Raw genomic sequence first — 15,025 nt, forward strand, 5'->3', positions numbered from 1 at the left:
TACAACAGCCAGCGCATCCAGAAGAAGCTGGGTTGGCGATCACCTGATGAATTCGAGGCGAGCTACCATCACCCGGTTCCGGCTGGAACCTGATTACCCCGCCCTCCAACAATGCGGGGGAACCTCACGTCGCCCTCACCCCAGCGCAGCCCGACACCGCGGACGAGACAGCAGTACTCGACGCAGCCAACGCAGCGCAGGACGCACACGAAGCCACAAGCCGGCCACGCGGCAACCCCAAGACCGAAGACGCCGCACAGGCCGCACAGCCGGTCTACACAGCCATCTACAACGCGTAGAACACCAGGACACCGATGAGACTCCGCATCCTCGAACTGCCCATGCTGCACGTAGGCAACTACAGCGGCACGCCCTTCGCCCTCGTGTTCGACCAGTGCACACAGGACGACGCCACCGCAATCGCAGCCACACGCGGCAGCCTCAAGGCCAGCACAGGCGCCCAAGCCGTACTCGCCTTCGAGAGCACTGTCGACCTGGACTAAGGACACGACAAATTGAGCGTGCTGAAGCTCTTCAACCGCCAGCCCAAACCCGAACCAATCCAGGTATCACGGCAGCTCACCCGCCCCGGCAAAGCCGACACAATGGCGGACTGGCGAGCAATCCTCGCCGAATGCGCCGACCTCCCCGACGACGCAACGATCGATCTGAAGCGCTGGTGGTCCACCAAAACCCCCGAGCGCACACGGATCACCATCGACGCCTCTTACATCCCCTGATGTTCCACCCGCTCAACACCCGCATCAAACCTCGCCGATGACTTGGTCCACCGACCCTGACCGATACCGCGGCATCCCGCAAACACAAGCCGACAGTATCCGCCGGCGAGACCACCACACCTGCCAGAAATGCGGCAACCCCGGCCACGAAGTCGACCACATCCTCAACGTCAAGGCCGACGGTACCGATGACGACGACAACCTCCAGGTGTTGTGCAAGGACTGTCACGACGCCAAGACCCAAACCGAGGCAGCCGCAGGCCGCATCCGGCACAACCGGCGACGCCCAACCAAGCCCCACCCCGGCCTCAGAGCCACCGGGGCTACCACCCCCCTCCCCCCCCCGGGAGTCGGGCGGTCGGCATAGGGCCTGCCTCTCTGTACGGGTTCCCAGGTCACGGGCAGCGCCGGGCATCTGCCCTCAATATCGCCCTGACCTGGGGTTTCCCCATCTCTTGCGGTGTCGGGCTCCCGTTCGAGCTGCCCTCACCGAGGAGGTGACCCCTGATGCCTGGTCCTGCACCGAAGCGCAATGCGCGCCGCCGGAACGCTCGCCCGGATTGGCGGCTGTTGCCTGCCGAAGGGCGGAGTGGGCCGCTGCCTGAGTGGCCCTTGGATGACACGACTCCAGTGGAGCGGGGCATCTGGGATGAGTTGTGGGCGAGCCCGCAGGCCGTGGCGTGGGAATCGCTGGGGTGGTTCCGCACAGTGGCTCGATACGCGCAGGTGTTGTTGGTGTGCGAGGACCCGGAGACAGCAACGGCGTCGATGCTGGCTGAAGCACGGCAGTTGGAGGACCGGCTTGGTTTGTCTCCGATGGCGATGCGCCGGTTGCAGTGGGAGATCGCTGAAGCACCGGGGACATCTGGGCGCGATGCGCAGGTGAGCGCTGTTGTCGACTATCGAAACCTCTGAGCTTCCGCCAGGGTATCGGCTCGATCCGCAGACTGGGGCATGGATTTCGATCCCGTGGCCCACGGATCCGGACGAGAAGGCAGCGCTGATTGCGTCGTCTCTTGGCCCGGCGCTGATCGACTGGGCTGAGTGGCGCACCGACGAACCGGGGCTGGTCGATTACCTGACCGGTGAGCCGTGGCGGTTCACAGATGGGCAGAAGCGATTTCTGATCCTGTACTACGCCTACACCGAGCGCGGTCGTTGGCGGTATCGGTCGGCGGTCAAGCGCGGCGCGAAGGGCACGGGCAAGGACCCGTTCGGGGCATCGATGTGCAACATCGAGCTTGTTGGCCCGTCTCAACTTGTGTGGGACGAAGAGACCCGCAGTTGGACCGGCCAGCGGCACATGTTGCCGTTGGTGCAGATCGCGTCGAACTCTGAAGCGCAGTCGAAAGACATGCTGCGGGTCGCCAACGCGATGTGGAATGCGGAAGCTCGCGACTACTACGGCATCGACTGTGGCGAGACGCGGACGATCCTGAAGGACGGTGGGCGCCAGGAGGTTTTGACGGCGTCGGAGAAGTCCAGTGAGGGCGATCCGGCGACGTTCATCGCCTTGAACGAGTCGCACCACATGACCGAGTCGTCTGGGGGCCACAAGGTGGCTGAGGTGGCGCGGCGCAACGTTGCGAAGTCGCCGGCGGCATTGCAGGCGCGGGTGTGTGAGTTCACAAACGCCCATCAAGAGGGCATGGATTCGGTCGCTGAGCGTTCTTACGAGGCTTGGCAGAACCAAGTTTCGGGCCGAGTGCCCAAGATCGACATCCTGTATGACTCGATCGAGGCTGACCCGGCTACGGATCTCGCGGATGCAGACCAGCTCATGCGGGGCCTTCGCCAGGCGTATCAGGACGCCCCGTGGTCGGACCTCGAACGGTTGGCGGACGAGATCCTGACCGACACCCGCACTACCGAGGCGGACGCGATCCGCTATTACCTCAACGGCCTTGCTGCTGCTCAGGATGCGTGGATCGATCCGCGGTGCTTCGACGCGTTGGCGCGACCGGATGAGGTTGTGGCAGACGGCGAACGCATCACGATGTTCCTCGACTGCTCGAAGTCCGAGGACGCGACTGGCTTGGTCGGTGTGCGCCTCTCGGACGGGCACACAATCACGCTCGGCATGTGGCAGCGACCGCATGGTGACCGCGGCAAGGGTTGGCTCGCGCCCCGCGAAGAAGTCGACGCGGCCGTTCGGGCTGCGTTCGACCGTTACCGAGTCGTGTGGTTCGGTGTCGACCCCTCGCCGGCAACCGATGATGACGACGAGGGGCTGTATTGGCTGACGATGATCGACGCCTGGCACCGGGACTTCCGAAACAAGCTCGTTCTGTGGGCGACGCCCGGCGCTCAGGGCCATTCGGTCAAGTTCGACATGCGTATGTCACAGCGCGGCGCGGCTGACCGCAACAAGGCGTTCACGGAGCAAGCCGAACTCACTGCGCGGGCGATAGATGAAGACGGCTCGCTGACCCATGACGGAGATGCGCGGCTGCGTAAGCACGCCCATGCGGCGAAGCGCCGCCCGAACCAGTGGGGCATCAGCCTCGGCAAGCAGTCGAGAGACAGCAAGAAAAAAGTCGACCTCGCGGTGTGCCTGGTCGGTGCCCAGTTGGGGCGTCGGCTCGTCTTGAACTCCGGGAAGGTGAATTTGAGCCGCGGAAGCGGAAAGGTGGTGATCATGTGACCGGTGAGGCAGCATTTGCCGACCTTCCACAGGTCCCTGATCTAGACCATCAGGAACAGAACACACTCGACTGCCTGATCAGGCAGTTCCGTGCGAAGTGGCCGCGCAATGAACTGCGGGCACGCTATTACGACGGCAAGAACGTCCTCAAGGACTTCGGGATTTCGATTCCGCCGCAGCTGCGAAGCGTTGAAACGGTGGTCGGTTGGCCTGCGAAGGCTGTCGACTCGCTGTCTCGTCGGTGCCGCCTCGATGGGTTCGTTATCCCGGATGGCGACGCTGACAGTCTCGGTATCACGGAGATGTGGTCAGCAAACCGAATGGACATCGAGGCGCCGCAGGCGCAGACCTCGGCGTTTCTGCATTCGGTGGCGTTCATTGCTACGACCTTGGGTGATGTGGCTTCCGGGGAGCCGGAAATTTTGATGACTGCGCGGTCGGCGCTGTCGGGTACCGGGATCTGGGATCCGCGGCGGCGACGGCTGTCGTCAGCGCTATCGATCATCGCGTATGACGAATCGACCGCACACGATCGGATGATCACGGAGTTGGTCGTCTACCTGCCGGATCGGGTCCTGACTTTGACTCGGGACAGTAAGGGCAAGTGGACGGTCGACCGGCGCAAGCACACCCTTGGCCGTGTTCCGGTGGAAGCGTTGGTTTACCGGCCGCGGCTCGATCGGCCGTTCGGGTCGTCGCGGATCACCCGTGCAGTCATGTCGATCACCGACGAGGCCGTGCGCACTGTTCTTCGTACCGAGGTGTCGGCAGAGTTCTACAGCTCGCCGCAGCGGTACATGCTCGGCGCCGATCCCGACGCCTTCGTTGATGCCCAGGGCGCTGTACGCACTGGCTGGGAAGCGATCCTCGGCCGGATGCTGGCGATCGCACGCGATGACGAAGGCAACGTCCCCACGGTCGGCACCTTCCCCCAGATGTCGATGCAGCCACACATTGAGCACATGCGGTCGGTGGCAACCCGCTTCGCGGGTGAAACCAATCTGACTGTCGGTTCGCTCGGTGTTGTGCAGGACAATCCATCGTCGGCGGAAGCGATCTACGCGGCGAAGGAAGAGTTGATCACCGAGGCTGAAGCCGCGGGTGAGGTCTTCGGCACCGCCTGGTGCAACGCCATCAGAACCGGCCTGATGATGCGCGAGAAGCGCACGGAAATGCCGGCGGAATGGGCGAAGCTGCGAGCGAAACTCCGGGATCCGGCGACGCCGTCGCGGTCGGCTGCGGCAGACGCGGTGATGAAGACGGTGAGTGCGTTCCCGTGGATGGCAGAGTCGCAGGTTGCGCTTGAGCAGTTGGGTTGGGACCAGACGACGATCGATCGTGCGATGGCCGACAAGCGGCGAGCCAGTGTCGGTGCATTGACGCAGCGTCTGGCTGCCGCCCGTCAGGCCACGCCGACTGCGCCAGCAGCGCCGACTGGTCAGACGCCGGCGGCACCTGAGCAAGAGCAAGCGGCGTGACGACAACTACCGCTGAGCGGTCGGAACTCCTTGAGGAACTGAACCGGCTGGCTGTTGTCGACATCAACGAACTGTGGCGGGAGCTGTCCGGACTCGAATCCTCCGAGTTCCGGAACATCCTGGTCCAAGCCTTCCCCGAACTGCTGGAGCCGTACTCGGTTGCCGCCGCGGAACTAGGCGCCGAGTGGTATGCCGAGTCCGCACCTGACCTGCCGTATCAGCCGCAATCGTTCCTACCCTCCAGCGAGGGCCTGGCATCCTCGGCGTCTTGGGCGCTGGCTGCACACGGCGAGGAAGCGCTGTCGCGTCTCGGTGGTGCAGCGCAGCGGTCGATTTGGAACGCAAACCGGGACACGATCATCGGTAACTCTGACCGTGAGCCCGGAGCGACGTGGGCACGCGTTGCCCGTCCTGGGGCGTGTGCGTTTTGCGCGATGCTCGCCACCCGTGGCGCGGTCTACACCAGCCGTGAGGCAGCGTTGAAGGTCGTCGGTCGCGGCAAAGAGATGTCGCTGACGGACCGCCGGATCCGCGCCGCCGGAGGCGACCGCCGTCAGGGCGGCCAGTTCGCCGCAGGCGGTACCCGCACCCGCGGCACCGGACAACTCGGCCACAAATACCACGACCATTGCAGCTGCCAGGCCAAAGAGGTGCGGCCTGGCGAGGTCTATCTCCCGCCTGACTACGTGCAGGAGTGGGAAGACGCCTACATCAAGGCGACCCGTGAGACACCGGGCGTCGGCAAGTACGGCGCTATCGACACAGACGCAGTGTTGGCCCATATGCGCGCCAGCCTCGGCGTCCACTGACTTCCGCACGGCGCGATGCCGGACGCGGATTCCCCCGCGATGGAGGAGCAACCCCTATGAATTCCACGACTCTGCCTGTGCATCCGATATTCGGTCCCGCTCTCGGATTGCGCCGCAACGGCGCACCGATCTGGGCCATCCGCGGCGCTTCCCCGGAGGGCGACCCTCCTGAGAACGACCCGGTGACGCCCGATGCGCCAGCGACCGACCCGAAGACCCCGGATGCGACCGAGGACACCCTCGGTGATGCGGGCAAGAAGGCCCTTGCCGCTGAACGTGCTGCCAAGCGCGCACTGTCCAAGGAGCGCGACGAACTGGCCGCGAAGGTCAAGCAGTTCGAGGACCGCGACAAGTCCGATTCGGAGAAGCAAGCGGACCGTATCGCTTCTCTTGAGAAGGATGCAGCGGACGCGAAAGTTCTTGCGCTCAGGTACAAGTACGCCGCCAAGCATCAGATCTCCGACGAAGACGCCGAGCTGTTTTTGGTCGGCACCGATGAGGAGACCATCGCCAAGCAGGCGCAGCGACTGGCCGAACGTGGATCGGCATCAGCGCCTCAGCCCGGCACCTACGTGCCCGGCGAAGGACGCACCCCGGCTACCCCCAACCTCGACGAGCAGATTGCCGAGGCTCAGAAGAACCGGGACTTCACTCGCGCGATCGCGCTGAAGCAGCAGCGGTCCGCACAGCAACGTCAGACCCGTTAGGAGGCTGCCCCATGTCCGGAGTGACTGGAATCGGCACCACTTTCAATCTTCCCAATTACCACGGTGAGCTGTTCGCGCTCACACCTGCTGATACCCCGCTGCTGTCTGCGGCTGGCGGCATCGGTGGCGGTCAGCAGACCGACTCGACCGCGTTCGAATGGCAGACCTACGACCTGCGTGATGCGGCGTCGCGGCCCCGGCTGGAGGGTGCGGACGCGCCCACCGCTGAAGAGCGGGTCCGGGCCAACGTCGAGAACGTTGTCCAGATCTTCCACGAAGCTGTCGCCACCTCGTACACAAAGCAGGCCGCGACCGGGCAGTACAGCACCCCGACGTCGGCGCCGTTCATCTCCGCTTCCGGCGTTCCGAATCCGGTCGGCAATGAGCACGCCTGGCAGATCATGCAGTCGCTGAAGCAGATTGCCCGCGATGTGAACTTCACCTTCTGGCACGGAACCAAGGTCAAGCCGACCGACAATTCGACCGCCCGGCAGACCGCCGGCCTGCTGTCGGTCATGTCCAGCAACACCCAGGTTGCGGGCGCTGCGAAGCGGACTGGCGCGACCTCGGCGACGGACACCATCACCGTTACCCATTCGCTGGTGGTCGATGACAAGGTCGTGTTCACCTCGGTCGGTGCCTCGACCACGATCGTCCCGCATCGCGCCTACTGGGTGGTGCAGAACTCGACCACGGCATCGTTCAAGGTGTCCGCCACCAAGGGTGGTACTCCGATCACGGTCGGAACCGCCACCGGCATCGACTTCTACGAGGCCAAGGCCGCGCAGGTCGTGACCCCCGATGTGATCGGCAATCTGCTTCAGTCGGTGTTCGACAACGGCGGCATCACCGAGCAGGGCACCGCGACCTTGTTCGTGCCGTCGGGCCAGAAGCGGGCCATCTCCAAGGCATACGCGACCGCCTACAGCTCGACCGCAGGCATCATGGGCGGCACCCGCAATGTCGGCGGCGTCTCGATGGACACCATCGTGACCGACTTCGGCACGCTGAACATCGTGGTCGACCGGGTGTTGCCCGCTGACGCGATCGCGGTCGTCTCGCTGGAGCAGATCGACCCCGTCTTCCTGAACGTGCCCAACAAGGGCGTCCTGTTCGAGGAGGAGCTTGCGAAGACCGGTGCCGCGGACCGGACCCAGATCTACGGCGAGATCGGCCTGAAGTACGGCAACCAGGCTGCGCACGGCGTGGTCCGGGGCCTGTTCGCCTGACGGGGTAGGGGGACGATTCGAATGGCATGGGCGACTGCACAGAACGTGCGTGACCGGTGGATCGGCCCGTTCCCTACCGGCGTCTCGGACGCGCAAATCGACACGCTGATTGCGGATGTTGAGGACAGCATCCTCGGCGAGTTCCGCGACATACAGCAGCGGATCGACGACTACGACACCCCACCGGACCCACCGAATCCGCGGGCCATCCCCCTCGCTCGCGTGGTGAAGGTGGTGTGCCGAGTCGTCATCAGGCACCTTCGAAATCCGGAGGGTATGCGGTCTAGGACCATGGCCGCTGGCCAGTATTCGACCGCGAATACCTACGGCGGTGACGATCCGGGCTCGCTGTATCTCAGCGACGAAGACCGCGACGAGCTGACCGGAAACGGCAACCTCGGCCGAGGTCAGAAGGCGTTCACGGTCGACACGATCCCGGTGTCGTCATGACTTTCCCGACGCCCTACGAAGTGGGGCTGCATGTCTACAGCGAGACCGCAAGAGACGGCCACGGCAACCCGGTGGCGGTGTACACGCCGCCGCTGGATGAGCCGGGCACACCGTACGCGGTGATTGGTTGGGCCATCACCGGCACCGACGAACCCGCGCTAGACGGTCACGATCGCGAGATCACTTCGGTCGAACTGCTCACACCGCCTGGGTTTCCGGCTGTGGCACGCGACGTGATCGATCTGCCCGCCGATCCAGCAGGCCAGTTCGAAATCGTCGGCGCGGTCAAAACTTCTGGACCCGCCAATCCGTTCGGCTGGAATCCCGGCGGAGTGCTGAACCTAGAACGAGTGGAGGGCTGATGGCCGTACGTGTGCGCTGGAACAGGCAGGCGCTCTATGAGCTTCGGAAAGCGCCTGGCGTGGTAGCAGATGAGCAAGAGCGCACGCGCCGCATCAAGGAAGCGGCTGGTGAGGGCTTCGAGACGTCCAGCATGCAGGGCGAGAAGCATCCACAGGGCCGCTGGCGTTCCACCGTGATCACTGCCACGTTGGACGCGATGCGCCGGAATGCGCGCGAACACACGCTGATCCAGGCGTTGGACGCGGGCCGCGGCTGATGACCGAGCTATTCGCGTTCCCAGACATCGAGGCGGAGTTGGTTGGCTGGCTGACCGCTCTGCTGGCTGAGATGGATGACAGCGCAGTGGTCGGCACGAAGGTCCCAAATCCCCTGCCACAGAGGCTGGTGCGGCTTGTCCGTGCTGGCGGTGCGCAACGGAACTTGGTCACTGACGCTCCGCGCGTGGTGTTCGAATGCTGGGATGGCGACGAGGTCGCCGCAGCTCAGCTTGCGCGGACCGTACGGGCTTTGCTGTGGGCCGCAGCACCAGGACGCATCGGCGCAATCTGGTGCAACAAGATCGTCGACGCCGGATTGGTGCCATCCCCCGATCCCGACACCGGAACTCCCCGCTACCTGATCACAGCAGAACTCCACGTCAGCGGCGTACCACTCTGAATCCTCTCTGACGCAACAAAACTCAATACCTCTCCCAGGGCCTGCGCAAATCCCAAGGGAGTACATCATGGCTCTGCCATCCACTCTGAAGATCGGCGCGGGCACCCCGAACCTGGTCACCGGCGGCGTGTTGGCCGCCCCCCTGGGCACCGCTCTGCCCACCAATGAAACAACCGCCCTCAACGCCGCGTTCAAGGCCCTCGGCTACGTGAGCGAAGACGGTCTTGAACCGCAGGGTGAGCGCACTGTGAACACGGTCAAGGACTGGTCGACCAACGTGATCGCCCAGTTGCAGACCGAGCACAGTTCCCGGTTCAGCCTGACGCTGCTCGCCGGCTGGGACTCCGATGTCCTGACCGAGTTGTACGGCGCTAGCAATGTCACCGTCACCGCGGCGACCAGCTCGTCCGGCACGAAGATCAAGGTCACCGAGAACGGCGCGGTCCTTCCGTTCCGCTCGTGGATCTTCGACATGGCCCAGGACGCGAAGAAGCTTCGGCTTGTTCTGCCGAATGCCAAGATCACCGAAGCCAGCGAGCGGCCGTTCGTAGCTGGTGACCTCACCGGCTACCAGATCACCGTCGAGGCGTTCCCGGACGCCACGGGCGTGAAGGTGATCCGGTACTACGACGACGGCGTCTTCTCGGCCTGACCCCGACTCCGGCGGCGGGCTTTCTTCCTATTCGCGCAGGCCCGGCCCGCCGCCGGCCCTTCTTTCGGGTCCCTCTGCGGCCTGCGCATTCTTCACCTACTCAAAGGGACTGCAACGATATGGCGACTCGCCGCAAGAACACCGCCCGGAATTCCGGAAAGGTCAAGGACAATTTCGTTCACCCGGTCACTATCGACGGGGACGGCAACGAAACTGTCGATGTTGTCCTGCCGTCGTTGACGTATATCAAGCCGGGAATTTCACGTCGCGTGCGTGGCATGAGCAATCGTGATGCGATGTGGTTCGTGATCGAGCAGTCCGCGAGCGCTGCGGCGCTGGACGCCATCGACGAAATGGACCCCGACGATTTCGAAGACATGCTCGACGCTTGGTGCGTCCATTCCGGGATCACGCTGGGGGAATCCTAAGCCTCGACGCACTGATCGAGGCACATCCACACGCAATTGAATCCGATTTGATCGATCGAGGTCTGCGGCTGCGCGACCTCGGCACCGATCAACTTTCATGGGGCGATCTTCGTGCCATTGTGCAGTGCGCTCGCCCGGAATCCGCCCTGGTACGGGCGACTCGCCCCACCGAATGGCAGTGGGGACTGACTGAGCATCTGCTAGCCGACATTGCTGATTCTCTGCGCTGGCTCCGCTGGTCGAAGACCAAGGCGGCACAGTCACGTTCGGCACAACCTCCCCAACCAATTCAACGCCCCGGCCTAACCGATGACCGGGAAAAGTACGGCACCCAGCCGATGACGGTCACCGAAATGGACAAGTTCCTCGGATGGAAAGGGGGTGAATAGTGGCTAACGCTATCGAACTCGCCACCGCATACGTAACCATCGTTCCCGACACGTCCCGAATCGGCCCTCTGGTCAATAGAGCGCTGCAACAGACCGGCGCTCAGGCAGGCCGGACCGGCGGTCAGAGTATGGGCTCCGGGCTCGGGGAAGGTCTACGCGGCCTCGGCGGCAAAGCCGGTCCGATCGGTGCCGCCCTGGCAGCTGCGGCCTCCGTCGCGGGGATCAGTGCGGGCGCGATCCTGGCGAAGTCGATCGCCGCCGGCATGGAGAACGAGCGGCAGACCGACCTTGTGCAAGCGCGCCTCGGTGTCGACGAAGCGACGATGCGGAAGATCGGCACGGCCGCAGGTAATGCGTACGGCAACGTGTTCGGCGAAAGTATCGCCAGCAACATGGACACGGCTCGCCGCGCTATCCAGTCCGGCTTGCTGGATCCCAACGCGACCGCGCAGGACACCCAAAGGGTCATTGAACAGCTCACCGGAATTTCCGACCTCATGGGTGAGGAGATCCCGGCAGTGTCCCGTGCGGCGGGACAGGCCATCAAGACCGGCCTCGCTGGCAACGCGGTCGAGGCATTCGACTTGTTCGCCGCCGCAGAAAAGAACGGCCTGAACGTCAGCGAAGACTTCCTGGACACGGTGACGGAATACGGCACCCAGTTTAGGAAACTCGGCCTGTCGGGGCCGGAAGCGATCGGCCTGATCAACCAGGCGGTGAAGGGCGGCGCCCGAGACGTCGACGTTGCGGCTGACGCCATCAAGGAATTCAGCATCCGCGTCGTCGACGGATCGAAGTCGACCACCGAGGCATTCCAGACGCTCGGTTTCGATGCCGATGACCTCGCAGCAAAGTTCGCGGCAGGCGGTTCGACGGCTCGGAGCGCGGTCGGTGACTTGCTCGGCGAAGTCCGCAAGATCGAGGATCCGGTCAAGCGTAACCAGATCTCGTTGGCGCTGTTCGGGACCCAGTTCGAGGACCTGGGCGACGCGCTGAACAACTTCAACCTGGATACGGCTGCCGGCAGCCTGGGCAAGGTTGCCGGCGCGGCACAAGACGCGCTCGGCACGATGGGCGATAACGCCGCGACTTCTCTGGAGGGCGCGAAACGGTCAATCGAAGTGTCGATGACCGGAGTGCAGAACGCGCTTGCGCAGGCGTTCGGTCCATCGCTTGAGAAGGTGGGCAACTGGGTCAAGACCCACCAGCCGGAGATCACCGGGTTCTTCATCAAGCTCGCCGATGCCACCTTCGTCACGCTTGATGCGCTGCTGGCGTTCTCGTCAGGCAGCCTGCGGGCGTTCGCGACGTTCGCCGAGGGCATCGGTGGCCCTTTGCAGAGCGTCCTTCAGCCGCTGGGTCTGCTTACCACCGCGTTCGGCAAGCTCACAGGCAACAAGGATGCCGAGGAGATCGGCAACTCGCTCCGCAACTTCGAATCCACCTTGACCGGCGCAGCCGACAAGGCACGCTCGCTGGCGGACACGATCGATGAACGCGGCCGTCCAGCCATCGCGGGCATGCGTCAATCGTTCCTCGACTCTGCCGAGGCCGCTCGGGCGTCGCAGGAGATTTACCGCGCGGTCGGGGAAACGGTGCAAGCCATCCCAGGTGAGCATTCGATCCTGTTGCACGACAACACTCCTGAGGCCACTGCACGTTTGGAAGCGCTCGGGTTGAAGGTGACGACGCTGCCTGACGGACAGGTGGAAGTCACCGCTCTCACCGAAGCCGGGCAGCGGATCATCGACGGATTCATCCAGCAGAACACCGGCCGCAAGGTGCCGCTGACTGCTGAGCTGACCACCGAGATCAACCAGAACGTCAGCAACATCGAATCTCGGTGGACTCGCCGTGATGGCGGCATCGTCATCCCTGGGCGTGCGTTCGGTGGCATCGCGCCCAGTCGTCCAGGTTTGTTCCGTGGCATCGGTGGCCCGCGCGATGACGCGAACCTCCTCGCGATCTCCGATACCGAGTTCATCGTCAACGCGAAGGCGACGGCGCGGCATCTGCCGCTGCTGAACGCCATCAACGCTGGACTCGACCCGCTCCAGTTCATGATGGGCATGGTCCGCGGCGGCGCGCGCCTGTGGCACGGCGACTACGACGGCAGTCTCAGCCGTATCGGCATCGACGAAGATCATCCGCTGGTCGCGGCTGCTCTCGGTATCCGAAACTTGCTGTACAAGGGCGACTATGACGGCAACCTCGCCGCGGTCGGCATCGACGAGGACAACCCGCTCATCTCGGCGGCGTTGGGCCTGCGATCGCTGGCACACGGCGACTACGACGGGCGCCTTGCCGAATTCGGCATCGAGGAAGACAACCCTCTAGTTTCGGCAGGTCTCGGCGCCGGTGCGCTGCTGCGCGGCGACTACAACAGCGAGCTGCGCCGCTTCGGGATCGAAGAAGACAACCCCCTTGTCGACGCCGGCATCGGTCTCGGCGGGCTGATGCGCGGCGACTACCTCGCCAACTTGCGGCGCTTCGGTCTCGAAGAAGACGACCCGCTGATCGATGCGGCGTTGAACACGCGCAAGTGGCTGGCGTCTCTGCCCGGCTTCGCCGATGGCGGACTGGCGAGCAAGCGTGCGGTGGGCTACGTCCGCTCCCACGCTGGCGAGCCCTACCAGTATGGGGCGCTGGACTGCTCGGGAATCCTGTCCGGTGTCTACAACCAGTTGACGGGCAAGAACGTCAGGTTCACCACCGACAGCGACTTCTCGCAGTTCGGATTCGTCCGCGGATACGACCCCAACGGGTTCTCGATCGGCACCAACGGCGGTGTCGGCGTCAACGGCCACATGGCTGGCACGTTGCTGGGCACCAATGTGGAATCCGACGCCACCAACGGCATTCAGTTCGGGGGCAGCGCTGACGGAGCAACCGCATTCAAGGACGTGTGGCACCTGCCTCGCGACCTGTGGTCACCTCCTGAAACAGACGATCCGAGCACCAAGTCCGGCGGTGTTGGCGGGCTTGGCAGCGGCACTGGCCGAACTGGGCTCGGCGGCAGTGGTGCTGGCGGCCCTACTGGAAGCGGTTCAGGGCTGGGCGGATCTAGCGGTAACGGCAACGGAACCAACTCGTTCGCTGGCGCGACTCCCGTAGCCGTCGTGAACTGGCCCTCCAGTTTCGGCATCCCCAACGGGGCGGGGACCCAGTCGCCACAGGTAACCGACTTCGGCCCGGATGTGCCGATGTCGACGGCTCCCTTCGAGGCGCCACCGACTGATCAAGCTGCACCAGCACAGCAACAGCATCCGTTCCAAGGGTTGCCGATGACTGGTGACCTGTTCAACGGACCCGCGCCCTGGTATTTGGCCGCAACCCCAGAGCAGGCGCTTGCCAACCTCGGCACCCAAGCCGCAGGTCTGGCGCAGAAGACCGGTCAAGGGTTCGTCGACTACTTCCAAAACAATTGGAAGGAGATGCTCAACTCGGGGCTGGCTATCGCCGGCATGGGGGCGACTGGCGGCGGGGGCGGCAACACCACCTACAACATCTCGGGCACTGACCCGATGGGTGCGGCGCGAGCCGTCGAACGCGTCCATCGACGCCAAACCATGGTCGCGCAGCGTGCAGGGGGGTTCGGTCGATGACGCTCCTCTTGCCCGAGTCGACGAAGATCGTGATCTGGAACGTCGACGCGCGTCCCTGGCATGTGCATGGGCTCGGCGCTGGCCGTGAAGGGGTCACCCTGATCGGCCAGACCGGGCACATGTTCGCGCCCGTCTCCCTGCTGGTATCCGAAGGTGCGCGCCAAGACGGCGCAACCTTCCTGCGCAGCGTGCGCCACAAGAAAGAAATGGACCTTCTGGTCTTCATCCGGGGGCGCACGGTCCGCGATTTCCAAGCTATCCATGACGCCTGGTTCCGGGGCTGGTCCACCGATCGGCCGTGCACCATCGGCACCTTCACCCATCACCAGGGCTGGCGCTATCAACAGGTTCAGCTCGATAGTGCACCGGAACCTCAGGGCGACGTCGACCCCGCGAAGAACGCCGCCATCACCTTCCAGATGTCAGTCACGGCAATGGATCCGCTGACACGGCACTTCGACGAAACCGTGACGTGGACCAACACGCTCGGCTTGAACGAAGGCGTGCTGCGGATGCGCAACGCTGCGGACCAAGTGGCGTGGCCGCGGTACACGATGCCCGGCCCCGGCCGGTACTGGATCCAGGACCCGACCGATTCTGACGGGCTGCGGATCGTCCAGACCCCGATCTTGCTGGCCGGTGAAACGCTGCGCATAGACAGCCACCCGCGCCACCGCACCGCACGGGTCTACTCCGCGGCCCATCCCAGTGGCCGGAATGTGTGGGGCCAGTTGGCCGGACGCCGCTGGTTGGCAAGTCTGCCGCCGTGGTCGAGCACCGACATTGTTGTTCGCGTTTCCGATGGCGGGACCACCGAGTCCGCAGTAACGGGAACGGTGAGCCCGAGATCATCGAGGCCGTATTAAATTGTGGG

At 64.2% G+C, this 15,025-nt stretch carries 18 protein-coding genes; all 18 read left to right on the forward strand.

Annotated elements, in window-relative coordinates; all coding sequences use genetic code 11:
• Window positions 1-314: 314 nt before the first annotated feature.
• The 18 genes from GVY64_RS22875 (at window position 315) to GVY64_RS22960 (ending at window position 15,017) form a co-directional block, all read left to right on the forward strand.
• Window positions 315-503, forward strand: a complete 189-nt coding sequence (locus GVY64_RS22875) for a hypothetical protein (RefSeq protein ID WP_159844879.1) — start codon at window positions 315-317, stop codon at window positions 501-503.
• Between the two features lie 12 nt (window positions 504-515).
• The gene (locus GVY64_RS22880) at window positions 516-740 is read left to right on the forward strand and encodes a hypothetical protein (RefSeq protein ID WP_159844882.1); all 225 of its coding nucleotides are present in this window, start codon (window positions 516-518) and stop codon (window positions 738-740) included.
• Window positions 741-777: 37 nt separating this feature from the next.
• Complete coding sequence (locus GVY64_RS39165; protein ID WP_159844885.1) at window positions 778-1,107, forward strand: HNH endonuclease; 330 nt, start codon at window positions 778-780, stop codon at window positions 1,105-1,107.
• 140 nt (window positions 1,108-1,247) lie between these two features.
• Window positions 1,248-1,655: a phage terminase small subunit gene (locus GVY64_RS22890; protein WP_442939619.1), complete on the forward strand. Its 408-nt coding sequence runs from the start codon at window positions 1,248-1,250 to the stop codon at window positions 1,653-1,655.
• Window positions 1,633-3,384 (forward strand): terminase, encoded by a 1,752-nt coding sequence (locus GVY64_RS22895; RefSeq protein WP_159844891.1) that lies wholly within the window; start codon window positions 1,633-1,635, stop codon window positions 3,382-3,384. The genes GVY64_RS22890 and GVY64_RS22895 overlap by 23 nt, the downstream gene beginning before the upstream one ends.
• Window positions 3,381-4,862 (forward strand): phage portal protein, encoded by a 1,482-nt coding sequence (locus GVY64_RS22900; RefSeq protein WP_159844894.1) that lies wholly within the window; start codon window positions 3,381-3,383, stop codon window positions 4,860-4,862. Before GVY64_RS22895 ends, GVY64_RS22900 begins: the two co-directional genes overlap by 4 nt.
• On the forward strand, window positions 4,859-5,671 hold the full coding sequence (locus GVY64_RS22905) for a VG15 protein (protein ID WP_159844897.1): 813 nt from the start codon (window positions 4,859-4,861) through the stop codon (window positions 5,669-5,671). Before GVY64_RS22900 ends, GVY64_RS22905 begins: the two co-directional genes overlap by 4 nt.
• A 56-nt stretch (window positions 5,672-5,727) precedes the next feature.
• A complete protein-coding gene (locus GVY64_RS22910; RefSeq protein WP_159844900.1) occupies window positions 5,728-6,378 on the forward strand; it encodes a hypothetical protein in 651 nt (216 codons plus the stop codon).
• An 11-nt stretch (window positions 6,379-6,389) separates the two neighbouring features.
• Window positions 6,390-7,607 carry an SU10 major capsid protein gene (locus GVY64_RS22915; RefSeq protein WP_159844904.1) on the forward strand — a complete coding sequence of 406 codons (1,218 nt, stop codon included), beginning with the start codon at window positions 6,390-6,392 and terminating at the stop codon, window positions 7,605-7,607.
• Between the two features lie 21 nt (window positions 7,608-7,628).
• A complete protein-coding gene (locus GVY64_RS22920; RefSeq protein ID WP_159844907.1) occupies window positions 7,629-8,057 on the forward strand; it encodes a hypothetical protein in 429 nt (142 codons plus the stop codon).
• Window positions 8,054-8,419, forward strand: coding sequence for a hypothetical protein (locus GVY64_RS22925; protein WP_159844910.1), 366 nt, complete (start codon window positions 8,054-8,056; stop codon window positions 8,417-8,419). Before GVY64_RS22920 ends, GVY64_RS22925 begins: the two co-directional genes overlap by 4 nt.
• Window positions 8,419-8,676: a hypothetical protein gene (locus tag GVY64_RS22930; RefSeq protein ID WP_159844913.1), complete on the forward strand. Its 258-nt coding sequence runs from the start codon at window positions 8,419-8,421 to the stop codon at window positions 8,674-8,676. The genes GVY64_RS22925 and GVY64_RS22930 overlap by 1 nt, the downstream gene beginning before the upstream one ends.
• Window positions 8,676-9,077: a hypothetical protein gene (locus GVY64_RS22935; protein WP_159844916.1), complete on the forward strand. Its 402-nt coding sequence runs from the start codon at window positions 8,676-8,678 to the stop codon at window positions 9,075-9,077. The genes GVY64_RS22930 and GVY64_RS22935 overlap by 1 nt, the downstream gene beginning before the upstream one ends.
• Before the next feature lie 67 nt (window positions 9,078-9,144).
• On the forward strand, window positions 9,145-9,729 hold the full coding sequence (locus tag GVY64_RS22940; RefSeq protein WP_159844920.1) for a phage tail tube protein: 585 nt from the start codon (window positions 9,145-9,147) through the stop codon (window positions 9,727-9,729).
• A 119-nt stretch (window positions 9,730-9,848) separates the two neighbouring features.
• A complete protein-coding gene (locus GVY64_RS22945; RefSeq protein WP_159844923.1) occupies window positions 9,849-10,157 on the forward strand; it encodes a hypothetical protein in 309 nt (102 codons plus the stop codon).
• Complete coding sequence (locus GVY64_RS22950; RefSeq protein WP_236567109.1) at window positions 10,121-10,546, forward strand: DUF5361 domain-containing protein; 426 nt, start codon at window positions 10,121-10,123, stop codon at window positions 10,544-10,546. Before GVY64_RS22945 ends, GVY64_RS22950 begins: the two co-directional genes overlap by 37 nt.
• Window positions 10,546-14,151 (forward strand): phage tail tape measure protein, encoded by a 3,606-nt coding sequence (locus tag GVY64_RS22955; protein ID WP_159844929.1) that lies wholly within the window; start codon window positions 10,546-10,548, stop codon window positions 14,149-14,151. Before GVY64_RS22950 ends, GVY64_RS22955 begins: the two co-directional genes overlap by 1 nt.
• The gene (locus tag GVY64_RS22960; protein WP_201298122.1) at window positions 14,148-15,017 is read left to right on the forward strand and encodes a phage tail protein; all 870 of its coding nucleotides are present in this window, start codon (window positions 14,148-14,150) and stop codon (window positions 15,015-15,017) included. Before GVY64_RS22955 ends, GVY64_RS22960 begins: the two co-directional genes overlap by 4 nt.
• Window positions 15,018-15,025: the final 8 nt, after the last annotated feature.

The organism is Nocardia sp. CY41 (assembly GCF_009829325.1).
GTDB lineage: Bacteria > Actinomycetota > Actinomycetes > Mycobacteriales > Mycobacteriaceae > Nocardia.

What these genes read in the sequence shown, in the direction of transcription:
- GVY64_RS22890 (WP_442939619.1), top strand. Translation starts at nt 1,248, where the DNA reads ATGCCTGGTCCTGCACCGAAGCGCAATGCGCGCCGCCGGAACGCTCGC.
- GVY64_RS22945 (WP_159844923.1), top strand. Translation starts at nt 9,849, where the DNA reads ATGGCGACTCGCCGCAAGAACACCGCCCGGAATTCCGGAAAGGTCAAG.
- GVY64_RS22940 (WP_159844920.1), top strand. Translation starts at nt 9,145, where the DNA reads ATGGCTCTGCCATCCACTCTGAAGATCGGCGCGGGCACCCCGAACCTG.
- GVY64_RS22915 (WP_159844904.1), top strand. Translation starts at nt 6,390, where the DNA reads ATGTCCGGAGTGACTGGAATCGGCACCACTTTCAATCTTCCCAATTAC.
- GVY64_RS22935 (WP_159844916.1), top strand. Translation starts at nt 8,676, where the DNA reads ATGACCGAGCTATTCGCGTTCCCAGACATCGAGGCGGAGTTGGTTGGC.
- GVY64_RS22920 (WP_159844907.1), top strand. Translation starts at nt 7,629, where the DNA reads ATGGCATGGGCGACTGCACAGAACGTGCGTGACCGGTGGATCGGCCCG.
- GVY64_RS22925 (WP_159844910.1), top strand. Translation starts at nt 8,054, where the DNA reads ATGACTTTCCCGACGCCCTACGAAGTGGGGCTGCATGTCTACAGCGAG.
- GVY64_RS22910 (WP_159844900.1), top strand. Translation starts at nt 5,728, where the DNA reads ATGAATTCCACGACTCTGCCTGTGCATCCGATATTCGGTCCCGCTCTC.
- GVY64_RS39165 (WP_159844885.1), top strand. Translation starts at nt 778, where the DNA reads ATGACTTGGTCCACCGACCCTGACCGATACCGCGGCATCCCGCAAACA.
- GVY64_RS22930 (WP_159844913.1), top strand. Translation starts at nt 8,419, where the DNA reads ATGGCCGTACGTGTGCGCTGGAACAGGCAGGCGCTCTATGAGCTTCGG.
- GVY64_RS22960 (WP_201298122.1), top strand. Translation starts at nt 14,148, where the DNA reads ATGACGCTCCTCTTGCCCGAGTCGACGAAGATCGTGATCTGGAACGTC.
- GVY64_RS22875 (WP_159844879.1), top strand. Translation starts at nt 315, where the DNA reads ATGAGACTCCGCATCCTCGAACTGCCCATGCTGCACGTAGGCAACTAC.